This is a genomic window from Oceanobacillus indicireducens (genome assembly GCF_014647195.1).
Taxonomy (GTDB): Bacteria; Bacillota; Bacilli; order Bacillales; family Amphibacillaceae; genus Oceanobacillus; species Oceanobacillus indicireducens.
The window spans coordinates 1-12436 of sequence record NZ_BMOS01000021.1 but is presented as its reverse complement, the minus strand read 5'-3'; the positions used below and the strand labels follow the sequence as shown (position 1 = coordinate 12436).

The 12436-nt window shown below is 38.8% G+C and carries 10 protein-coding genes; all 10 read right to left on the bottom strand.

Going from position 1 to position 12436, the window contains the following annotated elements; translation table 11 throughout:
- Nucleotides 1-84: 84 nt before the first annotated feature.
- On the bottom strand, nt 85-480 hold the full coding sequence (gene spxA, locus IEX94_RS13355) for a transcriptional regulator SpxA (RefSeq protein WP_156855778.1): 396 nt from the start codon (nt 478-480) through the stop codon (nt 85-87).
- Between the two features lie 189 nt (nt 481-669).
- Nucleotides 670-1917 (bottom strand): dihydrolipoamide acetyltransferase family protein, encoded by a 1248-nt coding sequence (locus tag IEX94_RS13350; protein ID WP_188858182.1) that lies wholly within the window; start codon nt 1915-1917, stop codon nt 670-672.
- A gap of 16 nt (nt 1918-1933) precedes the next feature.
- Nucleotides 1934-2965: an alpha-ketoacid dehydrogenase subunit beta gene (locus tag IEX94_RS13345; protein WP_188858179.1), complete on the bottom strand. Its 1032-nt coding sequence runs from the start codon at nt 2963-2965 to the stop codon at nt 1934-1936.
- A 27-nt stretch (nt 2966-2992) separates the two neighbouring features.
- Complete coding sequence (locus IEX94_RS13340) at nt 2993-3928, bottom strand: thiamine pyrophosphate-dependent dehydrogenase E1 component subunit alpha (RefSeq protein WP_229782727.1); 936 nt, start codon at nt 3926-3928, stop codon at nt 2993-2995.
- A gap of 159 nt (nt 3929-4087) precedes the next feature.
- On the bottom strand, nt 4088-5431 hold the full coding sequence (gene lpdA / locus IEX94_RS13335; protein WP_188858174.1) for a dihydrolipoyl dehydrogenase: 1344 nt from the start codon (nt 5429-5431) through the stop codon (nt 4088-4090).
- Between the two features lie 241 nt (nt 5432-5672).
- Nucleotides 5673-7943 (bottom strand): ATP-dependent Clp protease ATP-binding subunit, encoded by a 2271-nt coding sequence (locus IEX94_RS13330; protein WP_188858171.1) that lies wholly within the window; start codon nt 7941-7943, stop codon nt 5673-5675.
- 234 nt (nt 7944-8177) lie between these two features.
- The gene (locus tag IEX94_RS20325) at nt 8178-8324 is read right to left on the bottom strand and encodes a hypothetical protein (RefSeq protein WP_188858168.1); all 147 of its coding nucleotides are present in this window, start codon (nt 8322-8324) and stop codon (nt 8178-8180) included.
- Between the two features lie 136 nt (nt 8325-8460).
- Nucleotides 8461-9738 carry an isocitrate lyase gene (gene aceA / locus IEX94_RS13320; protein ID WP_188858165.1) on the bottom strand — a complete coding sequence of 426 codons (1278 nt, stop codon included), beginning with the start codon at nt 9736-9738 and terminating at the stop codon, nt 8461-8463.
- On the bottom strand, nt 9738-11342 hold the full coding sequence (gene aceB / locus IEX94_RS13315; protein WP_188858163.1) for a malate synthase A: 1605 nt from the start codon (nt 11340-11342) through the stop codon (nt 9738-9740). Before aceB ends, aceA begins: the two co-directional genes overlap by 1 nt.
- Before the next feature lie 382 nt (nt 11343-11724).
- On the bottom strand, nt 11725-12207 hold the full coding sequence (locus tag IEX94_RS13310; RefSeq protein WP_188858246.1) for a ribonuclease H-like YkuK family protein: 483 nt from the start codon (nt 12205-12207) through the stop codon (nt 11725-11727).
- Nucleotides 12208-12436 lie beyond the last annotated feature (229 nt).

The following is a 12436-nucleotide window of genomic DNA, read 5'->3' as shown; positions in this document are numbered from 1 at the left end:
CTTTTAGATTGATTGTACAAGAAAATCAAAAAAGTGCTATCTCTCGCTTGTTCGAGAAATAGCACTTCAATTATTTTAATATGTTTAGTTAATCATTTTCTGCATTTCTTGCAGATTAAATTCTCTTACCGAACGTGGTAAGAAGCTACGAATTTCGTCTCCGTTATATCCGACCTGAAGACGTTTATCATCAAACATAATTGGGCGTTTTAAGATTCCTGGATTTTCTTCAATCAGTGTCAATAAATCCTGTAATGTTAAATTTTCCAAATCTGGTTTTAATTGTTGGAAAGCTTTTGAACGGGTAGAAATAATTTCCTCCGTACCATTATCCGTCAAGCGTAAAATTTCTTTGATTTCATCCCTTGATACCGGGTCAGACATAATATTCCTTTCTTTAAAAGGAATACCGTTCTCTTGAAACCATTTTCTTGCTTTTCTACAGGAAGTACAGCTAGGTGTGACGTACAGTGTGACCATTCATTTACCCCCATATATATTTAATTAATCATCTATTTCAACAAATTCAAATATGTTTAATTAAATATATCATAACCCAAAAACACAATTACGTCAAGCCCTAACGGGATATAAATGAAATGGGACAGTGGGGTCAGAGGCAATGTCCCAAGTGGGACATTGCCTCTGACCCCACTGTCCCGAAATTCGTTAAATCATCAGTCGATAAGGATCTTGTAGGTAACCAGCTATTTTACTTAAAAATTCTGCTGCTGGAGCACCATCTATAATTTGATGGTCGTATGTTAAACTTAATGGAAGTTTCAGCTTTTCAACTACTTTTCCATTATCATCAAATGCTAATTCTTTTTGCAGGGAACCAACTCCAAGAATACCAACTTCAGGTGTATTTATGATAGGTGTAAAGTATTCTATATCAAATCCACCTAAGTTTGTAATCGAAAATGTGGACCCTGTGTATAGGCTGCCATCCAGTGTTCCTTTTCTAGCTTCAGATGTTACCTTTCTTATTTCTGGGCCAAGTTGTGACAGCGGCATATGATGTGCATTCTTGATAACAGGTACTACCAACCCCTCTTCAATCGCAGTAGCCATACCTATATGAACCTCATCCACTTTAATATATTTACCATTGTAGAACCACGCATTCATTTCAGGAGTATCCAGTAAAGATAGAACAACTGCTTTTGTCAGTAATGTATTAATACTCATTTCTCCATTATCAAGCGGCTGTTTTATTTTCCCTTGTATTTCCTTTCTGAATGTCATTAATTCTGTAATATCTACTTTTCGCTGATTCGTTACTTGTGCTGTTGATTGAACACTTCTCATCATACGCTCGGCAATCGTTTTGCGCATACCCTCAAGTCCAGCACCGTATTCGATTTCCGGAGAGATTGCACCTGCAGGCTGTGTTTTCTCAGCTACAGCTTTCTCTGATGGTTCATACCTTAATATGTCAAGCCGTGTAATCCTTCCATTTCCACCTGTTCCATTTACATCACGGATATCAATATTCTGCTCTTTTGCCATTTTCCGGGCAACCGGGGTAATAAAAATTCGTTCTCCTTCTTTTGAATGTACCAGTTCGTGTTGCTTTGCTTCTGTATCAACAGCAGTATGTTGTTCAACTTGCTGTGTTCCTTGTGTCTCCATCGCTTTTTTATTCTCTGATTCCCTATTTGTTTCAACGGTTTCGCCTTCTTCACCGATAAATGCGATAGCTTCCCTACTTGGAACAACATCACCTTCTTCAGCAACTACTTTAATAATCACTCCGGATACCGGTGCTTCAACTTCATTTGTCAGCTTTTCAGAACTGATTTCAACAAGCGGATCTCCCTGTTCAACCTGATCGCCTTCACTTACTAACCATTTTTCAACGGTTCCTTCTGTCATCGTTAACCCTAATTTAGGCATTACAATTTCAGTTGCCATCGTTCTACCTCCCTTTCTAAGCTTTTAAATCATCGATAATTTCTGCTGCTTCTCTTAATACTTTATCTGCGTTCGGAATATATAGTTTTTCGAGATTCGCTGCAAAAGGAACAGGTGTATTTGGTGCACAAACACATTTAATCGGGCCATCTAAATAATCAAATGCTCTATCAGATACTACAGATGCAATATCTGTTGCTGTGTTATTATGTGGATTCGCTTCATCAATAACTATTAATCTTCCTGTTTTTTTAACAGATTCAATGACTGTTTCCTGATCCCACGGAGCGACAGTGCGTAAATCAATAACTTCAACGGATACATTATCTTTCTCCAATATTTCAGCAACTTCCAAACCTACAAATAACATTTTTCCAATAGTGACAATCGTCAAATCTTCACCACCTCGTTTAATAGCTGCTTCTCCTATTGGAATCGTATAATATTCATCTGGCACGTCTCCTTTTGTACCGTACAATGTTTTATCCTCAAAAAACATGACCAGATTATTATCTTCAATAGCAGATAGCATTAACCCTTTTGCATCATACGGTGTTGCTGGAACAACTACTTTCACTCCCGGTATGGAACCAAGCATTCCATAATAAGAACCAGAGTGCTGAGCCGCAGCACTGGCACCAGCACCGTGCATGGTACGAACCGTCATTGGTACTGTAGCCTTACCGCCAAACATATAACGCATTTTCGAGCCTTGTCCAAGAATCGAATCAAGTGCAAAGCCAATAAAGTCATTGAACATTAACTCCGGAACAGGACGCAAACCTGTTACTGCCATTCCTACAGCTGCTCCCATATATCCCATTTCAGATATAGGTGTATCAATAACACGTTCACGGCCATATTTGGGCATCAACCCCCTAGTAATTCCCATCGTTCCGCCCCATGAATCTTCATTTTTTTCTTCTAAATGCTTCACATTCGCACCGCCAGCAATATCTTCTCCAAGTAAAATAACATCTTCATCTTTTTCCATTGCCTGGTCTAGCGCTTCATTTATCGCTTGCATAAACAATTTTTCTTTACTCATGGTATTCTACCCCTTCCGAATTGTTAGTTAGTCAGCAAATACATCTTCATAAAGTGCTTCAGGTTCTGGTTCAGGACTTTCTTGTGCGAATTTAACTGCTTCTTCAACATCTTTTATCGATTCTTCTCTCAACTTATCCAACTCTTCTTCAGTAACCAGTCCGTTTTCAATCGCATACTCACGGAATACATTTAATGGATCAACGTCAGCCCACTCTTTTTCTTCTCCAAAATCTGCTTTATAAGTTTGCTCATCACCTTCGAAGTGACCATGATTTCTATATGTTACACACTCTATTAGAGTCGGACCTTCTCCTTTACGCGCACGTTCAATTGCTTCTCCGGCAGTTTCATAGACTCCCGCGACATCTTTACCATTCACACGAACTCCAGGCATATTGTATGCGACAGCTCTCTCAGCAATTGTGTTAGAAGCTGATGAATACCATTGCGGAGTTGCTTCAGCAAAGAAGTTATTTTCGTTTACAAACACAATAGGAAGCTTCCAAATCGATGCCATGTTTAAACATTCATGGAATACCCCTTCGTTTGCCGCTCCATCTCCAAAAAAGCAAACAACTACTCGATCACTTTTCTTATATTTATTTCTTATTGCCGCTCCAGTCGCTATTCCAAAACCGCCGCCAACCATGCCGTTTGCTCCTAAGATTCCTTTATCGATATCGGCAATATGCATAGAACCGCCTTTTCCTTTTCCAAGTCCCGTAGCTTTACCGAATATTTCAGCCATCATTCCTTTTAAATCTCCGCCTTTTGCGACACAGTGTCCATGGCCACGGTGTGTACTCGTAATATAATCCTCATCTGTTAAGTGAGCACAGACACCTGTTGCGATTGCTTCTTCACCAGCATATAAATGAACAAAACCCGGAATTTCTCCAGCAGCAAAATAACGTTTTGCATTTTCTTCAAAGTTGCGGATGTCTTCCATGTTTTTATACATGTCTTTGGCTTTATCACTTGTTAGGTTCTTAACAGCTGTATCTGTTGCTGTACGGACTTCCAGATCAACCAATTCTTTGAATGACGTTTCCACCTTACTGACTGATTCTGGCATTCTTTGTGCTTTGCCTGACATAATGATTCCTCCTAAATTATTAAATTATTTTTTAACGATATGCTTAGCAGTTTCTTGAATTAATTCAGATAGTGTAGGATGGGCAAATACAGTATTTGCTAGTTCATCGACCGTTCCTTCTGATTCATAGACTGTCAAGATTTGATGTAATAAATCTGCTCCCTGGGAACCTACAATAACCCCACCTAAAATTTCACGGTACCTCGCTTCACTTATAATTTTCACGAAGCCTTCTGTTTCATCTGATGCAATTGCACGTCCGTTAAAGGAAAAAGGCATTATTTCCGTAATCACATCATAACCGGCACGTTCAGCCTCTTCTTCACTTAAGCCGAAAGCAGAAACTTCAGGTTCAATAAATAATGGCCTGGGGATACTGTGCGGATTAACAGGTCTTTCCTTTTTACCACTCATCGCACGTGCAGCTTTTATTCCTTCTGCACTTGCAGCGTGAGCTAATGTCTGTCCGCCAATTAAATCGCCAATAGCAAAAACATTACTTTCGCTTGTTTCATAATATTCGTCTACGGAAACAAATCTGTTACTATTATCTAATTCCAATCCTATTGCGTGAGGTAAATCGAGGTTTTGTTCTCTACCTGCAGCTACCAGTAATTCATCAAATAAAAACTCTTTATGACCTGCGAGAACAACTTTTTGATTTGTGACTTTTTGAATGGTGGCACTCGTTTCAATTTGAATACCAATGGATTTTAGTTTATTTTTAATAATCTCCCTAGCTTCGTGGTCGAGTGTTAATAAAATATCTGAGGCTACTTCAATAATCGTTACTTCAACTCCAAATTTTCTAAGGGCAAATGCCAATTCTACAGCAATGACTCCACCTCCAATCGTTACAAACTTATCAGGTAATTCTTCCATCTCAAAAAATGTATCGGTTGTTAAATAATCTACTTGGTCTAACCCATCTATTCCGGGTACAAATGGGCGCCCACCAGTTGCAAGCAGAATTTTCTTCCCATAATACTCCTTGCCATCGACTTCAAACGTATTTTTCCTTACATATTTCGCTTCTCCCTGAATAAATTTAATGCCATTGTTTTTAAACGTACTATGAATGCCACCTTGTAATGTTGAAACAACCCTATTTTTTCTTTGTACAATTGCAGGAAAGTCAATGTTCTCTACTGTTATCGTCATTCCATTCTTATTAGCTGCTTCCACTCCTGAAAGCCAATGGCTATACTGCAGATAAGTTTTTGACGGTATACAGCCAACGTTTAAACAACATCCACCGATGGCGTTTTTTTCAATTACTGCTACTGAATTACCTAATGTAGCAGCTTCTTCTGCTGCTACATATCCTCCCGGACCAGCTCCAATAATTAAAATATCAAAGTTTGACAAATAACCACCCTCCTGTTTCTTATTCGTTAAGTGTAAGCCAGTATAAAAGTAGTTAAAAAGACTTTATAAAGCGCTTACAATTCAATTGTATCTAAAATTAAATTTGTTAACAAACAATTTATTGCTTTTTCAGACAGTTTTAGACTAACTTTGAAGAATTTGTGACAAAGTGAGCATTCTGTTTTTTTATAAAAGGCTCTACAATAGCAGTTTGCCAAATGGTAGAGCCCAATTTTCATGTCTATTTTTTAAAATGTTGATTGTATATAAAATTTAATTTATAATTCTTCAACTGAATATGAATATCGGTATTTTCCGTTATTTTATTTGAAATAATGTCCCGTGCCAATGGCGTTTCTAATTCCTCCATAATAAATCGTCGTAGTGGCCGAGCACCGTAAAGGGGGTCATACCCATTTTCTGCTATCCATTCGACGGCCTCCTTATCTAAGGAAACAGCCATATTCTTATCTTTTAGCCGTTGATTTAGATCATTAATCATCAACATCGTAATCTGATGCATATGTTTTTGTCTTAACGGATTAAAGATTAGAACATCATCTATCCTGTTGATAAACTCTGGTCTAAAATGATGCCTTAATTGCTGTGTTACTTTATTTTTTATATCTAGCAAAATTTCTCCGTCGCTTTCAATAGCTTGTAATAGTATGGGAGACCCTATATTACTCGTCATAATTAATATTGTATTCTTAAAATCTACAGTATGTCCCTGGGAGTCAGTTAGCCTTCCCTCATCAAGTACTTGAAGGAGTAGATTAAGCACATCTGGATGAGCCTTTTCAATTTCATCTAGAACAACAATGGAATGTGGTCGATGACGTACTGCTTCTGTCAATTGTCCCCCTTCGTCATAACCGACATATCCTGGAGGCGGGCCGATCAACCTGGCCACTGCATGTTTTTCCATATATTCCGACATATCAAGTCTTGCCATATCCAGTTCACTGCCAAATAAAACCTGTGCTAGGCTTTTGGCAAGTTGTGTTTTTCCAACACCTGTTGGTCCTAAAAATAAGAACGAACCAGTAGGTTGATTAGGATTTTGTACACCAGCTCTGGACCTTAGCACCGACTCAGAAACTTTCGATACTGCTTCATCTTGACCAATAATGTGTTTCCGGAGTTCGTCTTCAAGATTTAATAGTTTTTCTCTTTCATTTTCCATAATGCCACTAATTTTAATTCCCGTTAATCTCTCTACTACATTTTTAATATCATCTTCAGTGACAGCATTATCAACATTTACTAATCCATCATTTAATAGGGGGTTATTAAGCTTAATATATTTTACGGCGCTTGCTTCATCCATTAAATCAATAGCCTTATCCGGAAGGAAACGATCAGTTATATACCTAACCGATAGTTTTACAGCGGCTTCAATCGCCTCTTCTGTAATGGTTGTTTCATGGAATAGTTCGTAATTTTGCCTGATCCCTTTAAGGATTTCAATCGTGTCTTGAACTGTTGGCTCGTGCACCATAACACGCTGAAATCTTCTTTCGAGCGCCTTGTCTTTCTCAATGTTCTCCCGATATTCATCTTGTGTAGTAGCACCGATACAACGAATCTCACCGCGAGCTAGCATCGGCTTCAAAATATTACCGGCATCCATGGATCCTTCCGTTCTTCCAGCACCAACAATTGTGTGAATCTCATCAATGAATAATATAATTTGATTATTAGAATCCCGAACTTCGTTTAATACGGTTTTCAATCTTTCTTCAAAATCACCACGGTATCTGGCGCCAGCTACCAAAGCGCTCATGTCCAGATTGTAAACAATTTTATTTTCCAGGTTTTTCGGTGCATCCTTATCAACAATTTTTTGAACTAATCCCTCTACGATTGCAGACTTTCCGACTCCAGGACTGCCAATAAGAATGGCGTTATTTTTAATCTTCCGTGTTAATATACGAATAATATCGTTTATTTCATCACTTCTTCCGATAACACGCTCTATCTTTCCTTCTAAATACTCCTTATTCAAATTTACTGCATACCGATCCAGTGCATCATACACATTTTCTTGATTCTGATGCACAGCTTTTTTTCCTTTTCGGACTTTATTCATCTGTTTATAAACTAATTCTTTATTTATTCCATTTTCGTCTAAATAAGTAGTAATCGGGTTGAACTTTTGTTCAAAAAGTGCAAGTATTAAATGTTCTATAGTTACATATTGATCACGTAGGTTCGTCGACTCCACTTCTGCCTCATCGAGTAGACTTTGCAATCGCTGACTTAACTTTTCACCGTATTGGATATCTGTTCCTGTTATTTTTGAAATCTTTTCAACTTCCCTGTTTACAAGTTGAATAAATTCATTCATATCAACATCTAAATCTACGTAAAGCTCATAAGCAAAAAGATCCGGCTGTAATAAAGCTGACCAGAGATGCGGTATATCTAACTGATAATTTTCTTGTTTCTTCGCAATCTCTTTTGCCGCCAATAGAGCTTCTTTCACTGCAATTGTCCGATTGTCTGTCATATTTTATCACCCCTTTACTGGAAGCGCATTCTCATATTCATTATAACAAAGGTATAGCTCCTATGTTGGAGAATGGTTTTGTCAAATATGTGAAACAGACCAATAAGGCGGAGCACTGGATATTTTTTGAACACCGTACTCATTTTTATCTTCAGTAAAAAAATAGAAAAAAGACAAAAAGAGTCAGAGAGAGAATCACCTTATGGGATTCTTTCTCTGACCCCCTGTCCCAGTTCACCAGCGCCATATTCCTTTTTTATCTTTCTTTATATCATCTATCCATTCTCTTAGTAATTTATAATATTCACCCAAACTGTTAAAAATTTCTACAGCAAGTTCTTCGTTATAGGTATGCACTGTCAGATTTCGATGGTCCACCATGCCTAGAGCCAGTATCGTTTTCTCATCTGAAAATGCCTTTATCAATTATATTAAAGGACTTAAAAAGCGGGACAGTGGGGTCAGAGGCAATGTCCCACTGGGACGTTGCCTCTGACCCCACTGTCCCGCTCTACAATCAACTTGTAAATTGTTCTGCTTCTGTTGATCCTGCGAGTGCGGTTGTTGATGAGGCTCCACCTGAAATTACCTGGGCTACTTCATCAAAGTATCCTGTTCCGACTTCACGCTGGTGTCTAGTTGCACTGTAACCATGTACTTCGCTTGCGAACTCTGCCTGCTGCAATTCGGAATAAGCAGCCATGCCTTCATCTTTGTATTTCCTTGCAAGTTCAAACATGCTGTGATTCAATGCATGGAAACCTGCTAGTGTTACAAACTGGAACTTATAACCCATCTTCCCGAGTTCTCGCTGGAAATTTGCGATTTCCTTATCGGATAATTTCCGTTTCCAATTAAATGATGGTGAACAATTATAAGCTAGCAGTTTACCTGGATATTGTTCATGAATCGCTTCAGCAAAACGACGTGCCTCTTCCATATCTGGCTCTGACGTTTCACACCAGATTAAATCTGCATACGGCGCATAGGCTAAACCTCGAGCAATTGCTTGATCCAGTCCTGCTCTTGTTCGGAAAAACCCTTCAGAAGTTCTTTCACCTGTAATAAATGGTGCATCAGTCGGATCAACATCACTCGTAATCATGTCAGCGGCATTCGCATCGGTACGAGCAATAATGATTGTCGGCGTTCCCATGACATCTGCCGCAAACCGAGCTGCAATCAAGTTTTTCACCGCTGTTTGCGTCGGCAGAAGAACTTTCCCGCCTAAATGTCCACATTTCTTCTCGGAAGATAACTGATCCTCAAAGTGGACACCAGATGCACCCGACTCAATCATGCCTTTCATCAACTCAAACACGTTTAATTGTCCGCCAAATCCAGCTTCCGCATCTGCCACAATTGGAGCAAACCAATCAATTTCCGAGTCGCCTTCCGAATAATGGATTTGATCTGCACGCTGTAATGCCTGATTAATTCGCTTGACAACATGTGGCACACTATTCGCTGGGTATAAGCTCTGATCCGGATACATTTCGCCTGACAGGTTCGCATCTGCTGCTACTTGCCAGCCACTTAAGTATATCGCCTTCAAGCCTGCTTTCACCTGCTGTACCGCCTGATTTCCGGTTAATGCACCTAAAGCATTAATGTAGTCTTCCTCGTTGATTAAGTTCCACAATTTTTTTGCACCGCGAGTTGCCAATGTATGCTCCACATCGATGGAACCTCTCAGCCGAATGACATCCTCGGCTGAATATTCCCTTCTAATCCCTGACCAACGCTCATTATTTTCCCATTCTCTTTGTAATTGTTCTGCCCGCTCTTGGTACATTATTTATTCCCCCTCGTTAATTGTTTGTATGCTGGTAATGTTAAGAATTCTGCAAATTCATCTTCTTTTACTAACGAATCAAAAATCTCCGCAGCTTCTGCAAAATTTCCTTGCTCATAAGCCGCTTCCCCAATCTGTCCCTTTATTTTCTCCAACTCTTCCTGAAGAATTTTGTCGACCAACTCAAATGTCACTTTTCTCCCATCAGAAAGTACACCCTTTGGACACCGAATCCATTGCCAAACTTGAGCTCTTGATATTTCTGCAGTAGCTGCGTCTTCCATCAAATGATTAATTGGTACAGCACCTCTTCCCGAAAGCCATGCAGCGGTATACTGAATTCCAACACTGACATTCGTCCGAAGACCTTCTTCTGTTATCTCTCCATCTGGCAATTGGACAAGGTCCTCAGCTGTTACCTCAACATCCTCCCGCTTACGATGCAATTGGTTCGGGGTCGGCATGATCTCATCGAACACTTCTTTTACAAGTTCAACCATCCCTGGGTGAGCAACCCATGTTCCGTCATGCCCATCACGTGCTTCCCGCTCTTTATCCTTACGTACCTTATCAAAAGCAATTTTATTTTTCGCTTCATCATTTCTTACCGGGATGTGGGCAGCCATGCCACCGATCGCCATCGCATTTCGTTTATGACAAGTTTTGATAGCAAGCTGTGAATACGAACGCATGAATGGAACTTCCATTGTTACGGTTGCCCGGTCCGGAAGTATCCGTTCTGGGTCTTTATGAAACTTTTTAATATAGCTGAAAATGTAATCCCACCGGCCACAGTTTAGGCCTGCAGCATGGTCGCGTAATTCATATAAAATCTCATCCATTTCAAATGCAGCTGTAATCGTTTCAATCAAGACCGTTGCTTTAATTGTACCTTGTGGAATACCAAGCTCATTTTGTGCAAAAACAAATACCTCATTCCAAAGACGTGCTTCAAGGTGATTCTCTACTTTCGGTAAATAAAAGTAAGGACCTGTTCCTCTTGCTATTAGTTCTGTTGCATTGTGATATAGATACAGTCCGAAATCTACTAAACTGGCAGACATTGACTTTCCGTTGCACCGCAAATGCCTTTCTTCTAAGTGCCATCCTCGCGGCCTGACGATTAATACGGCAGTATCTTCATTCAATTCATATCGCTTGCCATTATCTGCTTCAAAATCAATAGACCTGCGTATTGCATCTTTTAAATTAATTTGCCCGTTCATCATGTTTTCCCAAGTTGGAGATGTTGCATCTTCAAAGTCTGCCATGAATGCCTTTGCACCTGAGTTAAGTGCATTGATAATCATCTTTCTGTCAACCGGTCCCGTTATTTCAACGCGGCGATCTTGTAAATCTTTCGGCAAACGCCCTACTGTCCAGTCACCTTCACGGATATGCTTCGTTTCCTTCAAGAACTGAAGCTGTCTCCCTTCATTCAGCTTTTCTTGAATTTGTTGTCTAATTTCGAGTAAGTTCCTTCGCCGTTCATCGAAGTGCTCATGAAGTTTTCCTAAAAACTCTAAGGCCTGAGGTGTCAAGATTTTCGGAAAGGTTTGTTCGTGTTCAATTTGTACAGAAACAGAAGTTTGATTCGTAAGCATGAATTCACTCTCCCAATATACTGTTGTATTATAGTTTCAAATATTAATATTGTTATATAACAATATTAATAAAAAAATTAATCTTCCTTTTTTGACAAACAATAATCACATTCCATCGTGTAGCTTCTTGAATCAACTTCCTGCCCACATTCCGGACACGATACTTGTTCATGTTTGTTCATGTTCGCCCCTCCTCTTATATAACAATATTATTTTTTGTTCCCTTGTTATAATACAGTCTATTCGATTTTAAATAATAATGCAACACCTTTTTTAAAAAAGAGTGAAAATTTTTTATTAATGAACTTGCTTTTTCTCAATAAAGCCTTATGTACAAAGCTTTAAAGCGCTATATAATATTTTATTTTTTTCTTTTAAAAAATTATTTTGTATATCGATTCGCGTAAGAGCTTGCCACAAATGCTTCCGGTTTAATCTTTGCTTCAATTCCAAGTGCTTCCATACGTGCAAGCATTTCGTTTACAAAGATTCTCGTTTTATTTTTATTACCTGATCCAATGTCAATATGCCCTTCAATCGTTAATGATGCGCCTCGATAAATATTCGGCAAAATAAGTTCAATCAACTGATTCTTGCGTTCCTCTGTAAACAACCCGACAATTTCTTCCGTCAACGTTGTCTCGTAAGAAATCCGTTCATGAAGATGATTCATTCTTCTTGGAACAATTACTTTCCGAATACAAGCCCATGCTCCTTTTGTTTCACACTGAATAACAATCCCTGTAATAAAACGCGTGTATGTCGGATGGACCTGGGAATCTGTCCCAAACATCAGTTTATAATTGCCATATCGATCCTTCTCCATGAAACTTTTAACATGCTGAAACACTTCTTGAAACGACATATTTTTCCTGCTTAAGTTTTCAAAAGCGAAGTTGTACAACTGGAATTTTTCCAAAATGATAACCTCCTCTTGTTTCTAAAATATGTTCACTTATATTCTTTGATTCAATTATAGTTGCTTATTTTATCACGCATTAACGATCTCTAATACCCGTAAATTCCTGATTCGGTTCAACTAACATTTGTATGAAAATACTTACGAAATAACGCTAAAAATGGCAATAAGAAAG